Origin of the sequence: Paraburkholderia sp. BR10937, from assembly GCF_040965695.1 — a bacterium.
In the GTDB taxonomy this organism is placed as follows: Bacteria; Pseudomonadota; Gammaproteobacteria; order Burkholderiales; family Burkholderiaceae; genus Paraburkholderia.
This window is the reverse complement of the sequence record NZ_JBFRCL010000001.1, coordinates 371,875-396,043: the sequence shown is the minus strand read 5'-3', so window position 1 is coordinate 396,043 and position 24,169 is coordinate 371,875. Positions and strand designations below refer to the sequence as shown.

General features: G+C 66.3%; 23 protein-coding genes. 10 read left to right on the top strand and 13 right to left on the bottom strand.

Annotation, left to right across the window (positions count from 1 at the left end):
* Window positions 1-91: 91 nt before the first annotated feature.
* From queC to AB4Y44_RS01775, 5 genes are all read left to right on the top strand, one after another.
* Window positions 92-823: a 7-cyano-7-deazaguanine synthase QueC gene (queC, locus tag AB4Y44_RS01795; RefSeq protein ID WP_368698534.1), complete on the top strand. Its 732-nt coding sequence runs from the start codon at window positions 92-94 to the stop codon at window positions 821-823.
* A gap of 155 nt (window positions 824-978) precedes the next feature.
* Window positions 979-1,611 (top strand): 7-carboxy-7-deazaguanine synthase, encoded by a 633-nt coding sequence (gene queE / locus AB4Y44_RS01790; protein ID WP_342920234.1) that lies wholly within the window; start codon window positions 979-981, stop codon window positions 1,609-1,611.
* A 31-nt stretch (window positions 1,612-1,642) separates the two neighbouring features.
* On the top strand, window positions 1,643-2,086 hold the full coding sequence (gene queD / locus AB4Y44_RS01785; protein ID WP_028203213.1) for a 6-carboxytetrahydropterin synthase QueD: 444 nt from the start codon (window positions 1,643-1,645) through the stop codon (window positions 2,084-2,086).
* 239 nt (window positions 2,087-2,325) lie between these two features.
* The gene (locus AB4Y44_RS01780) at window positions 2,326-3,108 is read left to right on the top strand and encodes an aldolase/citrate lyase family protein (protein WP_342920233.1); all 783 of its coding nucleotides are present in this window, start codon (window positions 2,326-2,328) and stop codon (window positions 3,106-3,108) included.
* Window positions 3,105-3,830 (top strand): tetratricopeptide repeat protein, encoded by a 726-nt coding sequence (locus AB4Y44_RS01775; protein ID WP_368698533.1) that lies wholly within the window; start codon window positions 3,105-3,107, stop codon window positions 3,828-3,830. The genes AB4Y44_RS01780 and AB4Y44_RS01775 overlap by 4 nt, the downstream gene beginning before the upstream one ends.
* A 107-nt stretch (window positions 3,831-3,937) precedes the next feature.
* Here the strand turns inward: AB4Y44_RS01775 and rodA are convergent, their stop codons facing one another.
* The 5 genes from rodA to AB4Y44_RS01750 form a co-directional block, all read right to left on the bottom strand.
* Window positions 3,938-5,104: a rod shape-determining protein RodA gene (gene rodA / locus AB4Y44_RS01770; protein ID WP_342920231.1), complete on the bottom strand. Its 1,167-nt coding sequence runs from the start codon at window positions 5,102-5,104 to the stop codon at window positions 3,938-3,940.
* Between the two features lie 9 nt (window positions 5,105-5,113).
* Window positions 5,114-7,579 carry a penicillin-binding protein 2 gene (mrdA, locus tag AB4Y44_RS01765; protein WP_368698532.1) on the bottom strand — a complete coding sequence of 822 codons (2,466 nt, stop codon included), beginning with the start codon at window positions 7,577-7,579 and terminating at the stop codon, window positions 5,114-5,116.
* A 101-nt stretch (window positions 7,580-7,680) separates the two neighbouring features.
* Window positions 7,681-8,193 carry a rod shape-determining protein MreD gene (mreD, locus tag AB4Y44_RS01760; protein ID WP_368698531.1) on the bottom strand — a complete coding sequence of 171 codons (513 nt, stop codon included), beginning with the start codon at window positions 8,191-8,193 and terminating at the stop codon, window positions 7,681-7,683.
* On the bottom strand, window positions 8,193-9,308 hold the full coding sequence (gene mreC / locus AB4Y44_RS01755; RefSeq protein WP_368698530.1) for a rod shape-determining protein MreC: 1,116 nt from the start codon (window positions 9,306-9,308) through the stop codon (window positions 8,193-8,195). The genes mreD and mreC overlap by 1 nt, the downstream gene beginning before the upstream one ends.
* A gap of 191 nt (window positions 9,309-9,499) precedes the next feature.
* On the bottom strand, window positions 9,500-10,543 hold the full coding sequence (locus AB4Y44_RS01750; RefSeq protein WP_004189550.1) for a rod shape-determining protein: 1,044 nt from the start codon (window positions 10,541-10,543) through the stop codon (window positions 9,500-9,502).
* 430 nt (window positions 10,544-10,973) lie between these two features.
* Between AB4Y44_RS01750 and gatC the strand changes: the two genes are divergently transcribed.
* From gatC to AB4Y44_RS01725, 5 genes are all read left to right on the top strand, one after another.
* Window positions 10,974-11,273 carry an Asp-tRNA(Asn)/Glu-tRNA(Gln) amidotransferase subunit GatC gene (gatC, locus tag AB4Y44_RS01745; RefSeq protein ID WP_028211911.1) on the top strand — a complete coding sequence of 100 codons (300 nt, stop codon included), beginning with the start codon at window positions 10,974-10,976 and terminating at the stop codon, window positions 11,271-11,273.
* A gap of 191 nt (window positions 11,274-11,464) precedes the next feature.
* The gene (gatA, locus tag AB4Y44_RS01740) at window positions 11,465-12,955 is read left to right on the top strand and encodes an Asp-tRNA(Asn)/Glu-tRNA(Gln) amidotransferase subunit GatA (RefSeq protein ID WP_342920227.1); all 1,491 of its coding nucleotides are present in this window, start codon (window positions 11,465-11,467) and stop codon (window positions 12,953-12,955) included.
* A gap of 2 nt (window positions 12,956-12,957) precedes the next feature.
* Window positions 12,958-14,433 carry an Asp-tRNA(Asn)/Glu-tRNA(Gln) amidotransferase subunit GatB gene (gatB, locus tag AB4Y44_RS01735; RefSeq protein WP_368689448.1) on the top strand — a complete coding sequence of 492 codons (1,476 nt, stop codon included), beginning with the start codon at window positions 12,958-12,960 and terminating at the stop codon, window positions 14,431-14,433.
* A gap of 134 nt (window positions 14,434-14,567) precedes the next feature.
* On the top strand, window positions 14,568-15,404 hold the full coding sequence (locus tag AB4Y44_RS01730; RefSeq protein WP_342920225.1) for a PPK2 family polyphosphate kinase: 837 nt from the start codon (window positions 14,568-14,570) through the stop codon (window positions 15,402-15,404).
* An 86-nt stretch (window positions 15,405-15,490) separates the two neighbouring features.
* Entirely contained in the window at window positions 15,491-16,270 is a 780-nt protein-coding gene (locus AB4Y44_RS01725; RefSeq protein ID WP_342920224.1) for an exodeoxyribonuclease III, read from the top strand.
* Between the two features lie 30 nt (window positions 16,271-16,300).
* Here AB4Y44_RS01725 and AB4Y44_RS01720 read toward each other — a convergent pair whose 3' ends face one another.
* The 8 genes from AB4Y44_RS01720 to argB all read right to left on the bottom strand — a co-directional run bounded on the left by AB4Y44_RS01720 (window position 16,301) and on the right by argB (window position 24,089).
* Window positions 16,301-17,419 (bottom strand): M48 family metallopeptidase, encoded by a 1,119-nt coding sequence (locus AB4Y44_RS01720; protein WP_368698529.1) that lies wholly within the window; start codon window positions 17,417-17,419, stop codon window positions 16,301-16,303.
* A complete protein-coding gene (locus tag AB4Y44_RS01715) occupies window positions 17,416-18,810 on the bottom strand; it encodes an AmpG family muropeptide MFS transporter (RefSeq protein WP_368698528.1) in 1,395 nt (464 codons plus the stop codon). The genes AB4Y44_RS01720 and AB4Y44_RS01715 overlap by 4 nt, the downstream gene beginning before the upstream one ends.
* Before the next feature lie 81 nt (window positions 18,811-18,891).
* Window positions 18,892-19,500 (bottom strand): methionine biosynthesis protein MetW, encoded by a 609-nt coding sequence (gene metW / locus AB4Y44_RS01710; protein WP_069264642.1) that lies wholly within the window; start codon window positions 19,498-19,500, stop codon window positions 18,892-18,894.
* Window positions 19,497-20,642 carry a homoserine O-acetyltransferase gene (locus AB4Y44_RS01705; RefSeq protein WP_342920221.1) on the bottom strand — a complete coding sequence of 382 codons (1,146 nt, stop codon included), beginning with the start codon at window positions 20,640-20,642 and terminating at the stop codon, window positions 19,497-19,499. The genes metW and AB4Y44_RS01705 overlap by 4 nt, the downstream gene beginning before the upstream one ends.
* A gap of 311 nt (window positions 20,643-20,953) precedes the next feature.
* Window positions 20,954-21,544 carry an HdeD family acid-resistance protein gene (locus tag AB4Y44_RS01700; protein WP_342920220.1) on the bottom strand — a complete coding sequence of 197 codons (591 nt, stop codon included), beginning with the start codon at window positions 21,542-21,544 and terminating at the stop codon, window positions 20,954-20,956.
* Window positions 21,545-21,604: 60 nt separating this feature from the next.
* A complete protein-coding gene (slmA, locus tag AB4Y44_RS01695; protein WP_342920219.1) occupies window positions 21,605-22,291 on the bottom strand; it encodes a nucleoid occlusion factor SlmA in 687 nt (228 codons plus the stop codon).
* 45 nt (window positions 22,292-22,336) lie between these two features.
* The gene (locus AB4Y44_RS01690; protein WP_368698527.1) at window positions 22,337-23,140 is read right to left on the bottom strand and encodes a pyrimidine 5'-nucleotidase; all 804 of its coding nucleotides are present in this window, start codon (window positions 23,138-23,140) and stop codon (window positions 22,337-22,339) included.
* 49 nt (window positions 23,141-23,189) lie between these two features.
* Entirely contained in the window at window positions 23,190-24,089 is a 900-nt protein-coding gene (argB, locus tag AB4Y44_RS01685; RefSeq protein WP_368689439.1) for an acetylglutamate kinase, read from the bottom strand.
* Window positions 24,090-24,169: the final 80 nt, after the last annotated feature.

The following is a 24,169-nucleotide window of genomic DNA, read 5'->3' as shown; positions in this document are numbered from 1 at the left end:
GCCGGCCCGCCGGGCGCCAGGCGACAAAAGCGAGCAACCCAGGCACGCAACGAAGGCATTCGCGCGGAAACCTCATACACGGAGTTTCACGGTGACTCGAACAGAAGCCAAAGGCGCGCTCGTCCTGTTTTCCGGCGGCCAGGATTCGGCCACGTGCCTCGCATGGGCGCTCGACCGCTACGAGAGCGTCGAAACGCTCGGCTTCGATTACGGCCAGCGTCATCGCGTCGAACTGGAATGCCGCGAGGGCTTTCGCGCGGCGATTGCCGGCACGTTCCCCGAGTGGGGCGAGCGCCTCGGCGACGATCACATGATCGATCTCTCGGTGCTCGGCTCGATCAGCGACACGGCCATGACCCGCGAGATCGAGATCGAAACCGCCGCGAGCGGCTTGCCGAACACCTTCGTGCCGGGCCGCAACCTGATGTTCATGCAGATCGCCGCGGCGATCGCTTATCGTCGCGGGCTCAAGGTGCTCGTGGGCGGGATGTGCGAAACCGACTTCTCGGGCTACCCCGACTGCCGCGACGATACGATGAAGGCGCTGCAGGTGGTGCTCAATCTCGGCATGGACACGCGCTTCGTGCTGGAAACGCCGCTCATGTGGCTCGACAAGGCCGACACATGGCGGCTCGCCGAACAGCTGGGCGGCGAAGCGCTGGTGGACATGATCCGCGTCGAAACGCACACCTGCTACGTGGGCGAGCGCGCCGAGCTTCACGCGTGGGGTTTCGGCTGCGGCGAGTGCCCGGCGTGCAAGTTGCGCAAGCGCGGGTATGAAGCGTATCTCGCCGGCGAGAACGTGACGGAAGCCCCGGTCTGAGTGTTAACCTCGGGCCGCAGCCGCGACTTTCGCGGTGGATGAATACGGCCAGGGCCGCGCACGGGCGGCGCGCCCCGCCGACACGATGATTTCGCGCCCGAGACCAACCGGCTTTGCACGCGCCTCGCGCGCATGAGCCAGAACCAGGCTGCACGATGACTTACGCGGTAAAGGAAATTTTCTACACGTTGCAGGGCGAGGGCGCGAACGCCGGGCGTCCGGCCGTGTTCTGCCGGTTCGCCGGCTGCAATCTGTGGTCGGGCCGCGAGGAAGATCGCGAGCAGGCCGTTTGCCGCTTCTGCGACACCGATTTCGTCGGCACCGATGGCGAGAACGGCGGCAAATTCCGCACGCCGGAAGCGCTCGTCGCGCAGATCGCCTTGCTCTGGCCAGAAGGCGAGGGCAACCGCTTCGTGGTCTGCACGGGCGGCGAGCCGATGCTGCAGATCGACCAGCCGTTCGTCGACGCGCTGCACGCTGCCGGTTTCGAGATCGCGATCGAAACCAACGGCTCGCTGCCGGTGCTGGAAACCATCGACTGGATCTGCGTGAGCCCGAAGGCCGATGCGCCGCTCGTCGTCACGAAGGGCAACGAGTTGAAGGTTGTCGTGCCGCAGGAAAACCAGCGCCTCGCCGACTACGCGAAGCTCGATTTCGAGTATTTTCTCGTGCAGCCCATGGACGGCCCGTCGCGCGACCTGAACACGAAGCTCGCCATCGACTGGTGCAAGCGCCATCCGCAGTGGCGCCTGTCGATGCAGACCCACAAATACTTGAACATTCCCTGATTCACGCGAATTTACCTGAAGAAGCGCCGTGCTGACGATCACCCGAAAACTCGAATTCGACGCGGGCCACCGCATCCCCGACCACCGCAGCCAGTGCCGTAATCTGCACGGCCATCGCTACGTGCTCGAAATCACGCTGGAAGGCGACCTCGTCGAAACCGAGGGCGCGCCCGACCGCGGGATGGTGATGGACTTCGCCGACGTGAAGTCGCTCGCGAACCAGCATCTCGTCGACCTGTGGGATCACGCGTTCCTCGTCTTTGCGGGCGATACGCAGGTGCGCGGCTTCCTCGAAACGCTGCCGGGCCACAAGACGGTCGTGATCGACCGCATTCCGACCGTGGAAAACCTCGCGGCCATCGCGTTCGACATTCTCGCGAACGTGTACGACGCGCACTATGGCGTGAATCTGCGCCTGCACAAGCTGCGCCTGTACGAGACGCCGAACTGCTGGGCCGAAGTCACGCGCGACTGACGCGCGCAGGGCCCCTTTACCCGCCTCACTCACCCTCGCTCCGGCGACCCGCGCAAGGCGGGTTTTCCGTGCCGTCCCGCAAGTTTTTGTCGCGGTATGATCATTGCCGCAAGGCCTGCGCATCCCCGCGCGCGGCCCGACAAACACATAACGGAGCGAGACCTGCCGGCTGCCGCGCTGCCGGGCGACACCGCCCGCGCCTGGCGCGTGCGCCCCGCGGCCTCGCCGGGAGCACGGCGATGAGCACCTTCACCAATCCCCTCAAGGAACGCCTCAAGGAGGCGGACCCGCTATTCGGCCTCTGGCTGTCGATGGGCAGCGAGACCGCGGCCGAGGCGCTCGCGCACGCCGGCTTCGACTGGCTGCTGATCGACATGGAGCACACCCCCAACGACAGCGCCGACACCATCGCGCAACTGCGCGCCATTGCGGCCGCACATCTGCCCACCGAGCCCGTGGTGCGTCTGCCCGACAGCGAGCCGTGGCTCGTCAAGCACGTGCTCGACGCGGGCGCGCGCACGGTGATGTTCCCCAATGTGGCGTCGGCTGAAGAAGCGGCGCGCGCCGTCAGCCTCACGCAATATCCCGACGCGAGCACGCCCGGCGGCCAGCGCGGCGTGGCGGGCGCGGTGCGCGCGGCGGCCTACGGCATGCGGCGCGATTACCTTCAGGGCGCGAACGCGCAGATCGCGACGATCGTGCAGATCGAGTCGGCGGCGGCGCTGGGCGAAGTCGAGAAGATCGCGAAGGTGCCGGGCGTCGACTGCCTGTTCGTGGGTCCCGCCGATCTGGCGGCGAGCCTTGGCCATCTCGGCGATTCGAAGCATCCGGACGTGGTCGCCGCCGTGCAGCGCATCGTTGCGGCCGCGCGCGAGGCGGGCGTGGCCGCGGGCATCTTCGCCATGGATGCGGCCGCCGCGAGGCAGTATCGCGAGATGGGTTTCAGCTTCATCGCCCTGGCCGCCGACGTGATGTGGCTCGTGCGGGCGACACGCCAGGCGCTGCAGGAGGCGAGATCATGACGCGTCCGAAAGCGCTTTTGGGGCGAGCGCGCGCGCTTGCCATCGGCTGCTTCGCGGCCGCCGCGCTCGGCGTAAGTGGAGCCGCAGCAGCCGCCGACGCCGCGAGCGCCACCGCGGGCGCGGAATCCGATCCGCAAACGGCCAGCGCCGTTGCCGACTACAACGCGGGCAACCTCAGCGCGGCGCGCGCCGAGTTCCAGGCGGCCGCGGAGCGCGGCAACCGGCTGGCGGAGTTCAACTACGCGATGATGCTCGTGAACGGCGAAGGCGGTGCCGCCGACGTGAGCGAGGGGCGCAAGTGGCTGCGCAAGGCGGCGGACGCAAACATGTCGCACGCGCAGTACGTGTACGGCAAGATGTACGACGACGGCGACTTCGTCGAGCGCGATCCCGTGCAGGCGCACCAGTGGTTCCTCAAGGCGGCCAAGCAGGGCCACGTGCAGGCGGAGCTGGCGCTCGCGAACCAGTACCTGGACGGGCGCGGTACCACGCGCGACAACAAGCAGGCGTTCTACTGGTACAAGAAGGCCGCCGAGGGCGGCGACATGACGGCGCAATACGTGACCGGCTCGTTCTACGAGCGCGGCGGCGACGGCGTGCCGAAGAACCTCAACGTCGCGCGCGCGTACTACGCCGCGGCGGCGGCCCAGGGCGATCCCGTGGCGCGCCTGAAGTACCAGCAGTTGAGTGCACAGCTGATGAAGTCGGCGCCCACCCAGTAAGCGCCAGCGAGCGATCACCGAAACGAAAACGCGCCGGACAATGCCGGCGCGTTTTTTTGGGGGCTTCGATCTCCGCGATCGGTTGGGCATGGCCGCCCGCCGCGCCCTCAACTCTGCATCAAGCGCTTCTGGCGTCCCACGCTCATGATCAGCCCGATCGCCACGCCGAGCGTGGTGAGCGCCGTGCCGCCATAACTCATGAACGGCAGTGGCACGCCGACCACGGGCAGGATGCCGCTCACCATGCCGATGTTGACGAACGCGTAGGTAAAGAACGCCATCGTGAGCGAACCGGCCAGTAATCGCCCGAACAGCGTCGCGCCGTTCGCGGCGATATAGAGCCCGCGCGCGATCAGACACATGTAGAGCGTGAGCAGCACGAGGCCGCCTGCCAGGCCGAACTCTTCTGAGAACACCGCGAAGATGAAGTCGGTGTGCTTTTCGGGGATGAACTCGAGGTGCGACTGCGTGCCCTTCAGCCAGCCCTTGCCGAGCGGGCCGCCCGAGCCGATCGCGATCACGGCCTGGATGGTGTGGAAGCCCTTGCCGAGCGGATCGGAGGTCGGGTCGAGCAGCGTGCAGATGCGGTGCTTCTGGTAGTCGTGCATGAGCGGCCAGTTCACCTGCGGCTGGCAGATCTTGTCCTGGAACGCCGCGATCGAGGCCACCGCGATCACGCCTGCGATCAGCACCGGCACGATCAGCTTGAACGAGAGTCCCGCGAAATAGATGACGAAGAGGCCCGACGCGAACACGAGCACGGCGGTGCCGAGGTCGGGCTGCTTGGCGATGAGCCCCACCGGCACGAGCAGGATCACGAAGCCGACGACGAAGTCGTACCAGCGCATCACGCCTTCGCGGCGCTGGTAGTACCAGGCGAGCATGAGCGGCGTGGCGATCTTGAGGATTTCCGAGGGTTGGATCACAACGCCCACGTTGATCCAGCGCTTGGCGCCCTTGCGCGTGAGGCCGAACAGCGCCACGGCAACGAGCAGCGCGATGCCGAACGTGTAGATCGGCACCGCGAAGCGCATGAGCGTGTTGGGCGGCACATTGGCGAGCGCCCACATCAGCACGAAGGTGAGCATGATGTTGCGCAGCTGGTCCTCCACGCGGCCCGGCACGTCGAGGCTCGCGCTGTACAGCGTGACGATGCCCACGCACAGCAGCAGGAACACGGTGAGCGCGAGCGGGCGGTCGAAGCCGAGGAACATCTTGCGCAGCGTGTCGAGCACCGCGCGCTTGTCGATCTTGTCGAACTGGAGGAAAGGCATGGTGATTCCTTACTCGTCGATGCCGCCCGTTGCGGGCTTGGGCGGCGGTGCGAGCGTGGCCGCGTCGCTCGCGCTGGCGGGGCGGCGCGGGCGATGGGGGCCAGGGCCGAAGTGGCGGGGCTCGGAGGCGGGCGCGGGGCGCGCGGCGCCCGTGTCGGACGTGCCGGCGGTGCCGCCATTCACGGCGTCGGTTGCTGCGGACGCATCGGGGCTCACGTTCTGACGGGGCTTGCGAGTCTTGCCGGCGGCGCTGCTGGCGGGCGTGGGCCGCGTCGCCGCACCGGGGGCCGCAGCCGGACCGGCAGCGGAGGCAGGCGCAGCAGCGGCTGCGCCCGAGGCTTCCGAAGCCGCCGCAGCAGCGGAAGCCGCCGCGGCTGCCGATGCCGCTCCGGGAATCGGCAGCGGCGTGAAGCCGGCGGCGACCCGCACTGGCTGCACGGCGGGCGCGGCCGGGGCCGCGCCCGAAGCCGCCGACGCCGCCGAAGCCGACGCCGCCTCGGGCGGCGCGCCGATCACGGGCGCGGAGGCGTCCTCCGTGGCCGAAGCCGCCGCGCTCACGGCTGCCTGCTCGACGCCCGGCTTCAGGCGATCGACGAGGTAGTAATCCAGCACGCGGCGCGCGATCGGGCCTGCGGCCTGTGCGCCCCAGCCGCCGTTTTCGACGATCAGCGCGAGCGCGATCTGCGGCTTCTCGGCCGGCGCGAACGCGACGAAGAGCGCGTGATCGCGCAGGTTTTCGGCGAGCGCATGCGCCTTGTACTTGCCGCCCTGCAGCGAGAACACCTGCGCCGTGCCGGTCTTGCCGGCCGAGGTGTACGGCGCGTTGCGGAACACCTGGTAGGCCGTGCCCGAGGGATTCATCGTCACGTTTTCCATGCCGCGCTTGACCACGTCGATATCGGCCTGGGTCACGTTCAGGCGCCCGCTTTCGCTTGGCACCGTGAGGCGCTCCTGCTTCGTGATCGGATTCTCGATCTCCTTCACGAGGTGGGGCTTCATCAGAACGCCGTTGTCGGCGAGCGTGGCCGTGGCGTGCGCGAGCTGCAGGATCGTGAACGAGTTGTAGCCCTGGCCAATCCCGAGGCTGATCGTCTCGCCCTCGTACCAGCGCTGCTGCTCGGGCTTGCGGTACGCCTTGCGCTTCCATTCGGTGGAGGGCAGGATGCCGCGCGCCTCGCCCGCGATGTCGATGCCGGTGAGCTGGCCGAAGCCGAGCGGCTTCATGAAGTTGGCAATGTTGTCCACGCCCAGGTCGTGCGCGAGCATGAAGAAGTAAGTGTCGTTCGACACCATGATCGCGCGGTTCATGTCGACCCAGCCCTGGCCCGAGCGCACGTCGTTGTTGAAGCGGTGGCCGCCGAACATGTAGTAGCCGGGGTCGGAGAAGCCCCACTGCGGCGTGCGCTTGTGCAGCGTGAGCGCGGCGAGCGCCATGAACGGCTTGTAGGTCGAGCCCGGCGGGTAGGTGCCGTGCAGAGGACGGTTCAGGAGCGGGTGATCGGGCGAGTTGTTGAGCTCGTCCCAGGTCTGCTGGTCGATGCCGTCCACGAACGAGTTCGGGTCGAAGCTCGGCGCCGAGACGAACGCGAGAATGTCGCCCGTGGACGGCTCGATCGCCACGAGCGCGCCGCGCTTGCCCGCGAAGGCCTGCTCGGCGACCTGCTGCAAACCGATGTCGATCGAGAGCACGAGGTTGTTGCCCGGCGTGGCCTGGGTGCGCGAGAGCGTGCGCACAGGGCGGCCGCCCGCCGTCACTTCCACTTCCTCGAAGCCCGTCAGGCCGTGCAGCTCGGTTTCGTAGCTCTGCTCGACGCCGATCTTGCCGATGTAGTCGGTGCCGTTGTAGTTGTTCGCATCCAGACGCGGATCGTAGTGCTCGGGATCGCTGTCGTTCTTGTCGGAGAGGTCGTCGATGCGCTCCTGGTCGCGCTGCGAAATCCGGCCGATATAGCCGATCACGTGCGCGGCCGTGGGCCCGAGCGGATACTGGCGGAACAGGCGCGCGCGCACTTCCACGCCGGGGAAGCGGAAGCGCTGGGCCGTGAAACGCGCGACTTCGTCGTCGGTCAGGCGCGTGCGGATCGGCAGGCTCTCGAAATTCTTCGAGTCTTCGAGCAGCTTCTTGAAGCGGCGGCGGTCGCGCGCATCGATCGGGATCACGGTCGAGAGTTCGTCGATCGTGTTGTCGAGCGTGTCTGTGAGCTTCGAGGGCGTGATTTCGAGCGTGTACGCCGAGTAGTTCTTCGCGAGCACGACGCCGTTGCGGTCGGTGATGATGCCGCGGTTCGGCACGATCGGCGCGACGGAAATGCGGTTTTCGTCTGCCTGCAGCGAGTACTTGCTGTGGTTCCAGACCTGCAGATAGAGGAAGCGGAACGCGATCAGCCCGAAGCAGACGAACACGAACAGCCCCGCCGCCGCGACGCGCAGGCGGAACTTCGTGAGCTGCTGCTGGGTGTCCTTGAATTCGGTCATGCTGTCAGACCCAGGCGCCACGGTTCCAATCGCGAGGAACGGCGGGCCGGGGTGCGTAAGAGGTAGTCAAGCGAGTCTTCCAGCGGCGGGCGGCGCGCCGCTCAAATGGGCCGGGTGTCGTCGGGATCGACGGGGCGGCGCTGCGGCAGGAGCAGCAGCACGCTCGCGATCGGCCAGAGGATCGCCTCGACGAAGCCGCTGATGAGGTATCCCCAGCCAGGAAACGACGCGCCCATCAGCAGGCGGATCACGAACGGCACGACCTGCGCGCCGATCAGCATGGGCGCGACGGCGAACATCTGCAGGCCGATCGACATCCACAGCACGCGGCGGTGAATGGTGATCGCGCCATACGAAAGCAGCGTGTAGGCGAGCGCGTGCTCGCCGAGCAGGTTCGCGTTGTGGACGTCCATGAGGAGCCCGAGGAAGAACGCGACGCCCATGCCGACCTTGCGCGGCTGGTGAATGTTCCAGAACAGCAGCACGAGCGCGACGAAGTCGGGCACGCCGGGCAGCTTGCCCCAGGGCAGCAGGTTCAGCAGGAACGCCGCCGCGAGGCTGAAAACGATGAAGTACGGATTGACCGGCTGCAGAATGTATTGCGGACGCGGCATCAGTGGCCCCCTTTCTCGACGGCCTTCGCTGCCTCTTCGCGCAGGCTCTCCCTGGGCCGCTTTTTCTCCGCCGCCCTGGTGTCTGCTGCGGCTGCGTTCGCTGCGGGCTTCGCCTGCTGCGCCGGGGCCGGCGCCGCGCCCGATGCGGCGGCGGGTTTCGCCTTCGCGTCATCGGCTTTCTTGTCGCCCTTCTTGTCCGCGGCCTTGGCGGGCTTCTTCTTCGCGTCCTTCGCCTCGGCGGCCGCTGCAGCCTCTTCGGCGGCGATCGGGTTGGGCGGCACCTGCGGCACATAGTGCAGCACGAGCACCTGGCGCGCCCCGCGCACGGCGGCGAGCGGCAGACACACCACGCGCGCGAATGCGGTGTCGGCCTGCTTGTCCACACGCAACACCTTCGCGACCGGCAGCCCTTGCGGATAGATGCCGTCGAGGCCGCTCGTCACGAGTTCGTCGCCCACTTGCAGATCGGCGCTGATCGGCACGAAGCGCAGATCGAGCAGGTCGCCCTTCGCCGTGCCGTAGATCACGCTGCGCAGACCCGTGCGCACGACTTCGACCGGCACGGCCTGGTCCTTGTCGGTGACGAGCGTGACTTCGGACTGCATCGGGAACACGCGCGTGATCTGTCCGATCACGCCGTCCTCGCTCAATACCGGCGAGCCGTTCTGGATATTCTGCTGCGAGCCGCCGCCGATCACGACCTTCTGCGTGAACGGGTCGCGCGTGTCGTACTGGATCTCCGCCGGCGTGGTTTGCGCGCCGATGCGCTGCGAGAGCTGCAGAAGCGCGCGCAGGTGCGCGTTTTCGGCGGCGAGCGAAGCGGCCGCGTTGGCCTGCTGCGAAAGCTGGAGATTGCGCACGTGCAGCTGGGTGTTTTCGGTGCGCAGCGTGGAACTCGTCACGGCCAGATCGGCGGCGCCCATAAAGAAGTCACGCGGCACGAGGGCCGCGCGTTGCAGCGGGTAGAGACCCGCGCCGAGCACGCCGCGCACGATCTCTAGCGTCTTGAAACGCGCGTCGGAGACGAGCAGCGCGAGCGACAGCACGACGAAGAAAATCAGCCGTGCGAGTGCCGATGGGCCCTGTTTAAAGAGGGGCGGCGGACTGTATTCCATGGTCGGCGCCGGGGGCGTGTGCGGTTCGGTGAAACAGAGGGTGTAACGGAGGGCACAACGAAGCGTGAAACTTCGGCGCCCCGCAGGACGCCCCTTTGCGGGCGCCGTGGCGGCGCACGTGCCGCCACGCCATCAATGGCGCGGCGACGCCGAAACCGCGCCGCGGGCGAGCGCAGCGGTGCGCGGCGCGCTTACTCGTACGAGAAGATGCTGCCAAGCTTGTCCATGCGCTCGAGCGCCATGCCCGAGCCGCGCACCACGCAGGTGAGCGGATCTTCGGCCACGAGCACCGGCAGACCGGTTTCTTCGGCGAGCAGGCGGTCCAGGTCGCGCAGCAGTGCGCCGCCGCCCGTGAGCATCATGCCGCGCTCGGCGATGTCGGCGCCCAGTTCCGGCGGCGTTTGTTCGAGCGCGATCTTCACCGACGAGACGATCTGGTTCAGCGGGTCGGTGAGCGCTTCGAGGATTTCGTTGCTCGAAATGGTGAAGCTGCGCGGAATGCCTTCCGACAGGTTGCGGCCCTTCACTTCCATTTCCTTGACTTCGGAGCCCGGGAAGGCCGAACCGATTTCCTTCTTGATGGCTTCGGCGGTTTGCTCGCCGATCAGCATGCCGTAGTTGCGGCGGATATAGTTGACGATCGCTTCGTCGAACTTGTCGCCGCCCACGCGCACCGAGCCCTTGTAGACGATGCCGCCGAGCGAGATCACGCCCACCTCGGTCGTGCCGCCGCCGATGTCGACGACCATCGAGCCCGTGGCTTCCGAAACCGGCAGGCCCGCGCCGATCGCGGCGGCCATCGGTTCCTCGATGAGATAGACCTGCGAGGCGCCCGCGCCGTGCGCGGCTTCCTTGATCGCGCGGCGCTCGACCTGGGTCGAACCGCACGGCACGCAGATGATGATGCGCGGCGACGGCGAGAACATGCGCGACTCGTGCGCCGTCTTGATGAACTGCTTGATCATCTGCTCGGTGACGGTGAAGTCGGCGATCACGCCGTCCTTCATCGGCCGGATGGCTTCGATGTTGCCCGGGACCTTGCCGAGCATCTGCTTGGCTTCCTTGCCGACTGCCTGAATCGTCTTCTTGCCGTTCGGGCCGCCTTCCTGGCGAATGGAGACGACCGAGGGTTCGTCGAGGACGATGCCCTTGCCGCGCATGTAGATCAGGGTGTTGGCGGTGCCGAGGTCGATCGCCAGGTCGTTGGAGAAGTAGCTACGCAGAAAACCGAACATTCAAAAATCCTGTCTCGCTTGTGGCCGTCCTTCCAGCTTGGTGGGCGAGGACGGCAGCGGAAAAATTAACAGCCTCAGGGCGATATGCTCCACCACGAGAGCACTCCGAAATCACGGCGGAGGGCGTCGCAAGGGGCGCCACGAGGGGCCTGAGACTGCGGGGATGATTACCGGAGGCTGCCTGGCTGCGCCGCCCGTTTGATCTTGTCTGGCCGCATTGTGTTGCGTACAGAACTGAAAGGCGGATGCAAGGCGGTCCGGGTTTGGGTCGAACGCGTAATGATACCTTATAATTTTGCCTGTTTTGCAGGATCCGGAAGGCAGTTTTTGACCTCATCGAAGCTTTCCTCCAGAGCCGGATCCGGCGCGATAAACCGCTGTTGCAGCACCGAATTTCCGCACTGCCGCAGCCCCTTTTTCCGGTGACCGCATGGCCCTGACCCTGAACGATGTGAAGCGTATCGCGCATCTTGCGCGCCTCGAACTGGCCGACGCCGAAGCCGGCAATACGCTCGAACGCCTGAACGGCTTCTTCGGCCTCGTCGAGCAGATGCAGGCCGTGGACACGACCGGCATTGCGCCGCTCGCCCACCCGATCGAGCAGATCGAGGACGTCGCGCTGCGCCTGCGCGAGGACGCCGTGACCGAAATCGTGGACCGCGAAGCGCTGCAGCGTCCCGCGCCCGCGGTGCAGGACGGACTTTACCTCGTACCGCGCGTGATTGAGTAAGCGCGCAGCATTTTTTCGCCATTTCGAAATCTTTCGAGTCGTCGGAACGGTTCGAAACGGCACGGACTCCCGAATTTTCCGGGGTTTTCCGGGTGGCGGCCTGAACGTTTGCCAACGTCAGTCGAGCCGCTCCCGGACGGCGCAACGATCGGATTTCGACCACGCCGTGACGTTCTTCCAGGAATCACGCAATGCATGACAAAAGCTTGACCGAACTGCGCGCCGCGCTGGCTGCGAAGGAGTGCTCCGCAGTCGAGCTGGCCCAGCACTTTCTGGGCCGGATTGAGGCGCATCAAGACCTGAACGCCTTCGTCGACGTCAATCCCGAATTGACGCTCGCCCAGGCGAAGGCCGCGGACGCGCTCCTGCACTCGGGGCACGCGGGCCCGCTCGCGGGCATTCCGCTCGCGCACAAGGACGTGTTCGTCACGCGCGGCTGGCGCTCGACCGCCGGCTCGAAGATGCTTGCAAACTACGTGAGCCCGTTCGACGCGACCGTGGTCGAGCGGCTCGAGCGCGCGGGCATGGTCTGCCTCGGCAAGACCAACATGGACGAATTCGCGATGGGCTCGTCCAACGAGAACTCGCACTTCGGCGCCGTGAAGAACCCGTGGGACACGAAGGCCGTGCCGGGCGGCTCGTCGGGCGGTTCCGCCGCGGCCGTCGCCGCACGCCTCGCGCCCGCCGCGACCGGCACCGACACCGGCGGCTCGATTCGCCAGCCGGCGTCGTTCACGGGCGTGACGGGCATCAAGCCCACCTACGGCCGCGTCTCGCGCTACGGCATGATCGCGTTCGCCTCGTCTCTCGACCAGGGCGGCCCGTTCGCGCACAGCGCCAGCGATTGCGGGCTGCTCCTGAACGCCATGGGCGGCTTCGACGAGCGCGACTCGACGAGCCTCACGCACGAGCACGAGGACTACACGCGCTTTATCGGCCAGACGTGGAGCCAGGACGCCGGCGCCGACAAGCCGCTCGCGGGCCTGCGCATCGGCCTGCCGAAGGAATACTTCGGCGCGGGCCTCGCCGACGACGTGCGCGCCGCCATCGACGCCGCGCTGAAGACGTACGAGTCGCTCGGCGCCACGCTCGTGGAAGTCACGCTGCCGAAAACCGAGCTGTCCATTCCGGTGTACTACGTGATCGCCCCGGCCGAAGCCTCGTCGAACCTCTCGCGCTTCGACGGCGTGCGCTTTGGCCACCGCGCGGCCGAATACCGCGATCTGCTCGACATGTACAAGAAGTCGCGCGCCGAGGGCTTCGGCCCCGAGGTGAAGCGCCGTATTCTGGTGGGCACCTACGTGCTCTCGCACGGCTACTACGACGCGTACTACCTGCAGGCGCAGAAGATCCGCCGCATCATTGCGCAGGACTTCCAGGAAGCGTTCAAACAGTGCGACGTGATCATGGGGCCGGTCGCCCCGAGCGTGGCATGGGACCTCGGCGCCAAGGGCGACGATCCGCTGCAGATGTACCTCGCGGACATCTACACGCTCTCCACGAGCCTCGCGGGCCTGCCCGGCATGAGCGTGCCGTGCGGCTTCGGCGCGGGTGCGAACGCGCAGCGACCCGTCGGTCTGCAGATCGTCGGCAACTATTTCAACGAGGCCCGCATGCTGCAGGTCGCCGACGCCTTCCAGCGCGCGACCGACTGGCATCGCAAGGCGCCGGCAGGGGTGTGAACATGGCAACACAGTGGGAAGTCGTTATCGGTCTCGAGACGCACGCGCAATTGTCGACGGCGTCGAAGATCTTCTCGGGCGCATCGACGCAGTTCGGCGCCGCACCCAACTCGCAGGCCTGCCCCGTCGATCTCGCGCTGCCGGGCGTGCTGCCGGTGATGAACCGCGGCGCCGTGGAGCGCGCGATCCAGTTCGGCCTCGCGATCAACGCAACGATTGCGCCGCGCAGCATTTTCGCGCGCAAGAACTACTTCTATCCGGACCTGCCGAAGGGCTATCAGATCAGCCAGTACGAGATTCCGGTCGTGCAGGGCGGCCAGATCACCATTCAGGTCCCGGCTAACGAAAAGGCCGGCAAGGAAGCGTACGAGAAGACCGTCAATCTCACACGCGCGCACCTCGAAGAAGACGCAGGCAAGTCGCTGCACGAAGACTTCGCGGGCATGACGGGCATCGACCTGAACCGCGCCGGCACGCCGCTGCTCGAAATCGTCACGGAACCCGAAATGCGCAGCGCCGCCGAAGCCGTTGCGTACGCGAAGTCGCTGCACACGCTCGTCGTGTGGCTCGGCATTTGCGACGGCAACATGCAGGAAGGCTCGTTCCGCTGCGACGCGAACGTCTCCGTGCGTCCGGTCGGCCAGAAGGAATTCGGCACGCGCGCCGAGATCAAGAACCTGAACTCGTTCCGCTTTCTCGAAGAGGCGATCCAGTACGAAGTGCGCCGCCAGATCGAGTTGATCGAAGACGGCGGCACGGTGGTGCAGGAAACGCGCCTCTACGACCCGGACAAGCGCGAGACGCGTTCGATGCGCAGCAAGGAAGACGCGCACGATTACCGCTATTTCCCCGACCCCGACCTCATGCCGCTCGTGATCGATGCCGCGTGGGTCGAGCGCGTGAAGGGCGAGCTGCCCGAGCTGCCCGCGACGATGCAAACGCGTTTTGTCGAGCAGTACGGCGTGACGCCGTATGACGCGAACGTGCTCACTTCGAGCAAGGCGATGGCGGCTTACTTCGAAGCGGTGGTGGCCAAGGCGGGCGCGGCGCAGGCCAAGGCCGCGGCCAACTGGCTGATGGGCGAAGTCTCGTCGCAGCTCAACCGCGAGGGCCTCGACATTGCCGACTCGCCGGTCTCGGCCGCGCAGTTCGCGGTGCTGCTCGCGCGCATCGCCGACGGCACGATCTCGAACAAGATCGCCAAGGAAGTGTTCCAGGCGATGTGGGACGAGAAGGCCACGGACGTCGACGCAGCCGACCGCATCATCGAAGCGAAGGGCCTCAAGCAGATCTCGGACACCGGCGCGCTCGAAGCGATCATCGACGAGGTGCTCGCCGCAAACCAGAAGTCGGTGGAAGAATTCCGCGCCGGCAAGGAAAAGGCGTTCAACGCGCTGATCGGCCAGGCCATGAAGGCTACGAAGGGCAAGGCGAACCCGCAGCAGGTCAACGAGCTGCTAAAGAAGAAGCTGGGCTGAGTTTGACTTGAGCCGGCCTGATTCGGGCATGCTTGCGAGGCGGCGTCGTGCGTAGCAGTGCGGCGCCGCCTTGCCGCTTCAGGCGGGCAACGGCGTTGGCGCCGTCAAATTCACGAGAGAGAGGAGAACAACGCATGTCCCATATCCCGAGTCTCGACGATTACCGCGTGCCGTACTTCAGCGGCAAGAAGGCGGAGACGTTCTCGCTCAGCGCGCTCGACCCCGCCGTGAAACCGTTCTCGACCGGCAGCAAGGACGGTGACCGCGACCGGCTCACCGAGATCGGCAACAAGCTCGACGTGTTGCAGGAACGTCTGCATTCGCAGCGCCATCAGCGCGTGCTGCTCGTGTTGCAGGGCATGGACACGAGCGGCAAGGACGGAACGATCCGCGGCGTGTTTCACGAGGTCGATCCGCTCGGCCTGCGCATCGTGCCGTTTCGCGCGCCGACGCCCATCGAGGCCGCGCGTGACTTTCTCTGGCGCGTGCACCTGCAGGTGCCCGCGGCGGGCGAGCTGGCGATCTTCAACCGCAGCCACTACGAAGACGTGCTCGTGCCGCGCGTGATCGGCCAGATCGACCCGGCCGAGTGCGAGCGCCGCTACCGGCAGATCCGCCATTTCGAGGCGCTGCTCGCCGAGAGCGGCACGTCGATCATCAAGTGCATGCTGCACATCTCGAAGGACGAGCAGCGCAGCCGCATCCAGGCGCGCATCGACGACCCCACCAAGCACTGGAAATTCGACGTATCCGATCTCGAAGCGCGCAAGCATTGGGACGCCTATCAGGCCGCGTACCACGACGCGCTCGCGGCCACCTCCACGGAATACGCGCCGTGGTACGTGATCCCCGCGAACTCGAAGTCGCATCGCAACCTCATGGTGGCCGAACTGCTGCTGCGCCTGATGGAAAGTCTGAAACTCGAATTTCCGCCGGCCAAGGCCGAACTCAAGGGTCTCAAGATCGACTGAGACCGACCGAATTTCCTCGCGCGGCGCGGCGCAGTTGCGGTTCGGCGCGCCGTGCGAGGCAACGCACAATCAAGAGGAAAGAAGACATGTTGCGTGTGATCACCGCGAATCTGAACGGCATCCGCTCGGCGGCGAAGAAGGGCTTTTTCGAATGGTTCGGCGAACAGAAGGCCGACGTGCTCTGCGTGCAGGAAATCAAGTGCTCGCAGGACGACATGACGCCCGAATTCCTCGCCCCGCACGACTTCACGGGCTACTTCCAGCATGCGGTCAAGAAGGGCTATAGCGGCGCGGGCGTCTATTCGCGCCACGAGCCCGACGAGGTCATCATCGGCTTTGGCAGCGAGGAGTTCGACCCGGAAGGGCGCTATGTGGAAACGCGCTTCGGCAAGCTTTCGGTGATCTCCGTGTACGTGCCTTCGGGCTCGAGCGGCGACGAGCGTCAGGCCGCCAAGTACCGCTTCATGGACGAATTCATGCCGCATCTCGCGGAACTCAAGCGTGAGCGTGAAGTGATCCTGTGTGGCGACGTGAACATCGTCCACAAGGAAATCGATATCAAGAACTGGAAGGGCAACCAGAAGAACTCCGGCTGCCTGCCCGAAGAGCGTGCATGGCTCACGAGCCTGTTCGACGACGTGGGCTACGTGGACGTGTTCCGCACGCTCGACGCGCGCCCCGAGCAATACACGTGGTGGAGCAACCGCGGCCAGGCGTATGCGAAGAACGTGGGGTGGCGTATCGACTATCAGATCGCGACGCCCGGCATTGCGCACAAGGCGAAGAAGACCTCGATCTTCAAGGACATCAAGTTCAGCGACCACGCGCCGCTGACCATCGACTACGACTACAAGGTCAAGAGCTGACGCTCACCGTGGCGCGCTGCGAAACCGCTTTCACGGCGCCGACACCACCTTGCGCTTCTGCACAGCGGGGATGCCCTCGTAGTCGGGCAACTCGGCGAGCGGCTTGCCGATGGCCTTGGCGTAGAGCGGCATCATGTCGGCGAGGCGCTTGGCGATATCGGCGCGCCGCGCCGGCGTGTACGGATGCACGTAGATGAAGCCCTGATCGCGGTCGGCGCGCGTCGCCACCGCGAGCTTGTCCCACAGCGTGAGCGCCGCGCGCGGATCGAAGCCCGCGCGCGAGGCGATATCGCTGCCGATCACGTCGGCTTCGGTTTCGTCGGCGCGGCCGTAGTGCATCTCCACGAGCTGCGAGCCGATGCCGAGCGGAAACACGCCGAGATCCGCGAGCCCGAAGAGCTGCGGCACGGAGCCCGATTCGATCTGCGCGGCCTGTTGTTCGCCCAGGCGCTCGCGCACGTGCTCGCGCACCGCATGCGCGATCTCGTGGCCGAGCAGCATGCCGAACTCGTTGTCGTTGAGCTTCACGCGGTCGAGCAGGCCGCCATACACGACGATCTTGCCGCCCGGCAGCGCGTACATGCGGATGTCGTTCGAGCGGATCACCGCCACTTCCCACTTCCAGTTCTTGACGCGATCGCTCCACTTCAGCGAGTAAGGCGCGAGCCGGTCGACGAAAGCCCGCACGCGCTGCACGTGCGGATCGCTTTCGGCATAGAGGCGGTTCGAATGGGCCGCGCCGCGCACGATCTCGTTGAACTCGGCCGTGGCCTGCGCTTCGAGCATCGGCGAAGGAATCAGGTTGCGGTACACGGCGGCGTTGCCGAAGCGCACCACACGGCCCGTGTTCGGCGTGCCGGGGGCGACGCTGCCCGGCGCGACGCTTGCGTTCGCGCCGCTGTTTGCTGCGCCGTTCGTCGGGTTCGTTGCGGCATTGCCTGCACTCGCGGCGCTGCCTGCTGGCGGCGTGGCAGGGTTGGCCGGCACGCTCGCCGGGGCGCTCGTGGCGGCCGGGTTTTCGGCACCCCAGGCATTCCATGCGCAAAGACCCGGCAAGACGGCGGCGAGCGCCAGCACGAGCGCACGAGCGCGCTCGCCGCTGCGCTGCGGCGCACGCGGGCTTTGCGCGACGGTCTCATGCGTGCTCACGACCGGACTCTCCACGGGGCAATACGAATGAGCAGGAGCATACCCGGTACCGCGAGCACCGTGCAGACGATGAAATAGTCGAACCAGCCGATCTTCGCGACCACATAGCCGCTCGCGGCCGAGGCCAGCGTGCGCGGCACGGAGGCGAGGCTCGTGAAGAGTGCGAACTGCGTGGCGGTGTAACGCGGATCGGTCGTGCTTGCAATATAAGCAGTGAACGCGGCGAGCGTGAGTCCCGTTGCGAAGGTCTCGAAGCCGTACACGAGCGCGAGCGCAACGGCGCGCGGGTCGAGCGTGAACTGCACGGTGGCGCCGAAGAGACCCGCGGCCCACGCAACCGCGTGGCTCACGGCGACCACGGCATCGTAGATGGCCGCGAGCGAGGGCGATCCGGCGCCGAGCTGCGCGAGCCACGCGAAACCCAGAGTAGAAATCATTTGCAGGAAGCCGAAGATCCACAGCCCGCGCCCAATGCCGATCTTCACGAGCGCCACGCCACCGATAATGCCGCCGGCGAGGCTCGCGCCGAACGCCGTCATCTTGGCGATCACGCCGATCTCGGTGCGTGAATAGCCGATGTCGAGGAAGAACGATGTGGACAGGGTGGTCGCCATCGTGTCGCCGAGTTTGTAGAGAAAGATGAAGGCGAGCACAAACAGTGCCGCGGCCAGACCGTCACGGCGCACGAATTCGGCGAACGGCTGCACGATCGCTTCGCGCAGGTTCTTCGGCGGCGCGCCGTGCACTTCGGGCTCTTTCACGACGAGCGTCATGATCATGCCGGGAATCATGAACGCCGCCGTCACGACGAACACGGTGCTCCACGGCAGATGATCGGAAAGGATCAGCGCGAGCGAACCCGGCACGAGCGCCGCGATCTTGTAGGCGTTCACGTGCACGGCGTTGCCGAGGCCCTGCTGCGTATCGGTGAGCAGTTCGCGCCGGTAGGCGTCGATGGAGATGTCCTGGCTCGCGCCGAAGAACGCCACCAGCGCGGTGAGCGCGGCCACGGTCCAGATCGAATCTTTCGGCGAAACGTAGCCGAGCGTGCCGATGGCGAGCGCCACGAGAATCTGCGTGACGAGCATCCAGCCGCGCCGCCGCCCCGGGCGCCAGCCGGGCAGGCGCGGCACGTAGCGGTCCATGAGCGGCGCCCAGACGAACTTCCAGGTGTAGGGGAACTGGATCAGCGCGAAGAGGCCGATCTCCTTGAGATTGACGCCCTCCGAGCGCAGCCACGCCTGCACCAGATAGACGAGCGTGAACAGCGGCAGCCCGGAGGTAAAACCGAGGAACACGCAGATCAGCATGTGCGTATTCAGATACGCACGCCAGCCGGGGTGGGATTCGTGAGCGGTAAGAGCGGGTGCCTCGTGGGGCGGATTCTGCATGTCGTCGTTAGCGGCGGCGGTGTTGGGTGCGGTTCCAGGTGAACCGGTCGGGCAGAAAAACACGCGACGCCGCGCACGGCGTCATTTTTTTCTCACGCGATAGACCGCAAGACTACCACGCCAGTTCACACCCCAACGAACGGTCTGACCCCCATGGAGCACGGCGCGGTCGAGAATTTCGATGCCCACCTCGGGCGCGAGCGCCTCGAAGTCCTTCACCGTGAGAACACGCACGTTCGGCGTGTTATGCCACTGGTAGGGCAGCGACTTCGAAACCGGCATGCGTCCGCGCATTACCGAAAGCCGGTGCGGCCAGTAGCCGAAGTTCGGGAACGAGACGATGCACTCCTTGCCCACGCGCGCCGTCTCGCGCAGGATGGCGGCCGTCTGGTGAATGGTCTGCAGCGTTTGCGAGAGGATCGCGAAATCGAAGCTCGCGTCCTCGAACAGGCGCAGGCCGTCTTCCAGATTCTGCTGGATCACGTTGATGCCGTTCTTTACCGAAGCGAGCACGCCCGCGTCGTTGATCTCGATGCCGTATCCCGTGCACTCCAGCTCCTCGGTGAGCAGCGAGAGCAGCGAGCCGTCGCCGCAGCCGAGGTCGAGCACCTTCGCGCGCGGTTCGATCCAGCGCGCGATGGTGCGAAAGTCGGGACGGGCGGAAAGACTGTCGAAAGCGCTCTGGTTCATGCGCCCACCTCAGCAGCAATACGTTCGTAGTAAGCGCGCACCACATTGTGATAGCGCGCGTCGTCGAGCAGGAAGGCGTCGTGGCCGTGCGGCGCGTCGATTTCCGCGTAGGTCACCTGGCGCTTGTGATCGAGCAGCGCCTTCACGAGTTCGCGCGAACGCGCGGGCGCGAATCGCCAGTCGGTCGCGAAGCTCGCCACGAGGTATTTCGCCTTCGTGTGCGCGAGTGCGCGCGTGAGGTCGCCGTCATACGCCTTGGCGGGGTCGAAGTAATCGAGCGCGCGCGTGATCAGCAGGTAGGTGTTGGCGTCGAAGTAGTCGGCGAACTTGTCGCCCTGATAGCGCAGGTACGACTCCACTTCGAATTCCACGTCGAAGTTGAAGTTGTAGGCGTTCTCGGCGCCTTCCGCGCGGCGCAGCGCCCGGCCGAATTTCTCGGCCATGTCATCGTCGGACAGATAGGTGATGTGGCCGATCATGCGCGCGACACGCAGGCCGCGGCGCGGCTTCACGTCGTGGGCGTAGTAGTCGCCGCCATGGAAGTCGGGGTCCGAGAGGATGGCCGAGCGCGCGACTTCGTTGAACGCGATGTTCTGCGCCGAGAGCTTGGGCGTGGAGGCGACCACGATGCAGTGGCCGAGGCGATCCGGATAGCGCAGGCTCCATGCAAGCGCCTGCATGCCGCCAAGGCTGCCGCCCATCACCGCGGCGAACTTCTCGATGCCGAAGCGATCGGCCACGCGCGCCTGGGCGTCCACCCAGTCCTCGACGGTCACGACCGGAAACTTCGCGCCATAGGGCTGGCCGGTGGCCGGGTCGATGCTCATCGGGCCGGTCGAGCCGAAGCACGAGCCGAGATTGTTCACGCCGATCACGAAGAAGCGGTTGGTGTCGAGCGGCTTGCCCGGGCCGACCATGTTGTCCCACCAGCCCACGTTCTTGGGGTCGTCCGCGTAGACGCCCGCCACGTGGTGCGACGCATTGAGCGCGTGACAGACGAGCACCGCGTTGCTGCGCGCGGCGTTGAGCGTGCCGTAGGTTTCGACCACGAGGTCGTACCCGGCCAGCGCCGTGCCGTTCTGCAGTTGCAGAGGCTCGTCGAAATGCAGTGTTTGAGGAGCGACGATGCCGATCGATTCCATTCGTTCCGCCTTGGTTTTTCGGGCGGCTAAACGGTGTCGGCGGGCGCGGAGTGCGAAAGGATTGGCGCAGCTGACGACCTCTTTAGCCGCATTTATATCGAACTCCGGGGCCCAGGCCTTGGGAGTTCACGCGCCCGCAATCGAGTCAGCAAATCGGCGCGTGGGTATTGCAAAAGGAACGCAGAGTATATCGGAAAAAGTGCAAAGCGACGCGGCGCACGGGAAAGGCCGGCCGGGCGGCGCGCTGCCGCCCGGCGCCTTGGCACCGCCGCTTCACGTGCCCGCGCACCGCGCGAGGCCGGGAAGCCTTATCACTTCATGGGCGCGGACGGATGCGCGTTGCGCCAGCGCCGCAGCTGCAAGGCCGCGATGATCATCAGGAGGCCGTAGAGGACCGCATAGGCGGCGATCACCCAGATCAGCGAGAGCGCGCCCGCGCCGGGGAACATCGCGAAGAAAAAGCCCACCGTGGCCGAGAGCAGCCCCGAAATCCCGACCGCCCACGGATGCGCGATGGCGTGCCGGTACTGGATCGCATAGACGATCTCGAAGATGCCCGTGAAGAACGCCCACACGCCGATGATCATGACGAGGACGATGGCGGTCTCGCCGGGCCAGAAAAACGCCACGAGGCCCGCGATCACGCCGATCAGGCCGATGATGATGTAGGTCCAGCGCCGCGTGCCGCCGCCGCGCGCGCCGTAGATCAGCGCGAACGCGCCGTCGACGAGGGCGTAGGCGCCCCAGACGATGGCGAGCGTGAGCACGGTGAGGCCGGGCAGCGAGAAGGCGAGCACGCCGAAGACGATGGCGGCGATGCCGCGCGCGACGAGCCAGCCCCAATGGGCGGAGAGGCCCATCAGGATGGGCGGCAGGCCGAGAGGAGGAACGGGACGGTTCATGCGACGGTTCTCCTGGTAGCGACGCGAGCCACCGCCACGGAACAACGCCGCGCGGCCGCGCTATTGAAGAATGATGCGGATCTGCTCGTCGGCGTGCTCGCTCGGTGAACGCGTGAAGCCGCTTTGCGCATAGCGATGCCAGCAACCGATCACATAGCGCACGACCAGATTCGCCCGGACCGTTGGATCGTATCCCTTGGCGGCCGGCTTCGCGCTGACATGTTCAGACCCCGAAATTGCCTTGCGCTCGGCCTCCTGCGCGAGGTCGACGCGCAGGCACTGGCGCAGCGACGCTTCGACGCGATCGAGCATCTGGTTCACGCGCTCGGCGAGGCGCTCGTGCTCGCCCACGAGGGCTTCGCAGGTCAGCACGCGGGTCATGCCGGCGTTGCGCGTGGAAAAGTTGACGAGCATCAGCGCGATCGCACGCGCCTGCAGGACGCCGCTCGGCTCTTTTTCGACGATCTGGTTGATGAGCCCGAAGAGCGTCTGCTCGATGAAATCGATCAGGCCCTCGTACATCTGGGCCTTGCTCGCGAAATGGCGATACAGCGCGGCCTCGGACACCCCCAGGCGCGCGGCCAATGCCGCGGTGGTGATTTTCTCGCCGCGCGGCGCCTCGAGCATGGTGGCGAGCGTCTGGAGAATGTGGATACGGCGTTCGCCCGGTTTCGGGCGGGGGGCGCGGCGGGCCGCGCCCGGCGATTCTGCTGCTTCGACTGCTTCACGCGTTTCTGTCGGCTGCATGGATATCGTCCCTGGCGTTGGCCTCTGGGTTGGCGCTCCCCCGTTTTACTTCGAGCGTCCCGACTGCAGGCCTGGTTTCAGGGATTTTAGCGAACGAATGCGACGATCGACATAGTGCGGCCTGCCGGTACCCGGCAAGTGCGCCGGCAAATGCCCGGTGATCCAGACGGTGCGGATGCCGAGGCGCCGGTAGCGCTTGAGATGGCTGCGCGTATCTTCGATCAGGATCGCATCGGCGAGCGCCACGCCCGCCCGGCGCAGCGTGCCGCGCAGCATCGCGCAGTCGGGCTTGGCGCGCCAGTGGCTGCGCGAGCGCATGCCTTCGATGGCGATCACGCGTTCGAACAGCCGCTCGATGCCGAGCGCCGCGAGCACCGCGTGCGCGTAGTCCTCGGGGCCGTTGGTGAGCACGATCTTGCGCCCGGGCAGCGCGGCGAGCGTGCGGGCGAGGCCGCGCTCGGCGTGCAGCATGCCGTGCAGGTCGTCGAAGGTGTGCACGACCTTGAGGAAGTCGTGCGGGTCGATCGGATGATGGCGCGTGAGGCCGAGCAGCGTCGCGCCGTAGCGGCGCGTGTAGCTCGTGCGCAGGTGATTGGCTTCGTCGCGGCTCACGCCGAGCGCATCGATGATGTACTGCGTCATGCCGGCGTTGATGGCCGGGAAGATTGCGCGCGACGCATTGTGCAGCGTGTTGTCGAGATCGAAGAGCCAGACGGGGGCGCCGTAGCCCGGGCCGCGCAAGGTGGGGGCGCCGTAGCCCGGGCCGCGCAAGGTGGGGGCGCCCGCTGTACGGGCGACGCGGCGCGGCCGGCGCCGGGCACGCCTGGCATGAAGGCTGGAGTCGGTCATCGCGGACGTGAGACGCGGCGGCACGGCGCCGCCGCCGGGAGCAAGGAGCTTAGTGCGAGCGGATCATCGTGCCGAACGGCTGCTCGGTCAGGATTTCCAGCAGCACGGAGTGCTCGATACGGCCGTCGATGATGTGCACCGAGCGCACGCCGCTCTTGGCCGCGTCGAGCGCCGACGAGATCTTCGGCAGCATGCCGCCCGAGATCGTGCCGTCTTCGAAGAGGGCGTCGATCTCGCGCGCCGAGAGGTCGGTGAGCAGATTGCCTGCCTTGTCCATCACGCCCGGGATGTTCGTCATCATCACGAGCTTTTCGGCGTTGAGCACCACGGCGAGCTTGCCCGCCACGAGGTCCGCGTTGATGTTGTACGAGAGGCCGTCTTCGCCGAAGCCGATCGGCGAGATCACCGGAATGAACGCGTCGTCCTGGAGCGCCTTCACGACCGCCGGGTTGATCGCCTCGACTTCGCCCACCTGGCCGATGTCGACGTACTGACCGGGGTTGTCGCGGTCCGGCATCATCAGCTTGCGCGCGTGGATCAGGCCGCCGTCCTTGCCGGTCAAGCCGACCGCGTGGCCGCCGAAGTGGTTGATGAGCGTGACGATGTCCTGCTGCACCTCGCCGCCGAGCACCCACTCGACGACTTCCATGGTTTCTTCGTCGGTCACGCGCATGCCCTGGATGAACGTGCCTTGCTTGCCGATCTTCTTGAGCGCCGTGTCGATCTGCGGGCCGCCGCCGTGCACGATGACCGGATTGATGCCCACGAGCTTGAGCAGGATGACGTCGCGCGCGAAGCCCTGCTTGAGCCGCTCTTCGGTCATGGCGTTGCCGCCGTACTTGATGACGACGGTCTTGCCGTGATACTGGCGAATGTAAGGCAGCGCTTCGGCCAGAATTTCGGCTTTCAGGGTGGGGGCGATCTGCGAAAGGTCGATGGGCTCGGACATGGCGGCGGAGACTTGGACGAAAAACAGACGAAACTCGCGGACGAAAATCCGCGCACGAAGAACGCGGCCGCAAAACGGTC

Bases quoted from the DNA above. Each gene is read 5' to 3' on its own strand.
- queE (WP_342920234.1), top strand. From the start codon at position 979: ATGACTTACGCGGTAAAGGAAATTTTCTACACGTTGCAGGGCGAGGGC.
- AB4Y44_RS01780 (WP_342920233.1), top strand. From the start codon at position 2,326: ATGAGCACCTTCACCAATCCCCTCAAGGAACGCCTCAAGGAGGCGGAC.
- AB4Y44_RS01775 (WP_368698533.1), top strand. From the start codon at position 3,105: ATGACGCGTCCGAAAGCGCTTTTGGGGCGAGCGCGCGCGCTTGCCATC.
- rodA (WP_342920231.1), bottom strand. From the start codon at position 5,104: ATGCCTTTCCTCCAGTTCGACAAGATCGACAAGCGCGCGGTGCTCGAC.
- mrdA (WP_368698532.1), bottom strand. From the start codon at position 7,579: ATGACCGAATTCAAGGACACCCAGCAGCAGCTCACGAAGTTCCGCCTG.
- mreD (WP_368698531.1), bottom strand. From the start codon at position 8,193: ATGCCGCGTCCGCAATACATTCTGCAGCCGGTCAATCCGTACTTCATC.
- mreC (WP_368698530.1), bottom strand. From the start codon at position 9,308: ATGGAATACAGTCCGCCGCCCCTCTTTAAACAGGGCCCATCGGCACTC.
- AB4Y44_RS01750 (WP_004189550.1), bottom strand. From the start codon at position 10,543: ATGTTCGGTTTTCTGCGTAGCTACTTCTCCAACGACCTGGCGATCGAC.
- gatC (WP_028211911.1), top strand. From the start codon at position 10,974: ATGGCCCTGACCCTGAACGATGTGAAGCGTATCGCGCATCTTGCGCGC.
- gatA (WP_342920227.1), top strand. From the start codon at position 11,465: ATGCATGACAAAAGCTTGACCGAACTGCGCGCCGCGCTGGCTGCGAAG.
- gatB (WP_368689448.1), top strand. From the start codon at position 12,958: ATGGCAACACAGTGGGAAGTCGTTATCGGTCTCGAGACGCACGCGCAA.
- AB4Y44_RS01730 (WP_342920225.1), top strand. From the start codon at position 14,568: ATGTCCCATATCCCGAGTCTCGACGATTACCGCGTGCCGTACTTCAGC.
- AB4Y44_RS01725 (WP_342920224.1), top strand. From the start codon at position 15,491: ATGTTGCGTGTGATCACCGCGAATCTGAACGGCATCCGCTCGGCGGCG.
- AB4Y44_RS01715 (WP_368698528.1), bottom strand. From the start codon at position 18,810: ATGCAGAATCCGCCCCACGAGGCACCCGCTCTTACCGCTCACGAATCC.
- metW (WP_069264642.1), bottom strand. From the start codon at position 19,500: ATGAACCAGAGCGCTTTCGACAGTCTTTCCGCCCGTCCCGACTTTCGC.
- AB4Y44_RS01705 (WP_342920221.1), bottom strand. From the start codon at position 20,642: ATGGAATCGATCGGCATCGTCGCTCCTCAAACACTGCATTTCGACGAG.
- AB4Y44_RS01700 (WP_342920220.1), bottom strand. From the start codon at position 21,544: ATGAACCGTCCCGTTCCTCCTCTCGGCCTGCCGCCCATCCTGATGGGC.
- slmA (WP_342920219.1), bottom strand. From the start codon at position 22,291: ATGCAGCCGACAGAAACGCGTGAAGCAGTCGAAGCAGCAGAATCGCCG.
- AB4Y44_RS01690 (WP_368698527.1), bottom strand. From the start codon at position 23,140: ATGACCGACTCCAGCCTTCATGCCAGGCGTGCCCGGCGCCGGCCGCGC.
- argB (WP_368689439.1), bottom strand. From the start codon at position 24,089: ATGTCCGAGCCCATCGACCTTTCGCAGATCGCCCCCACCCTGAAAGCC.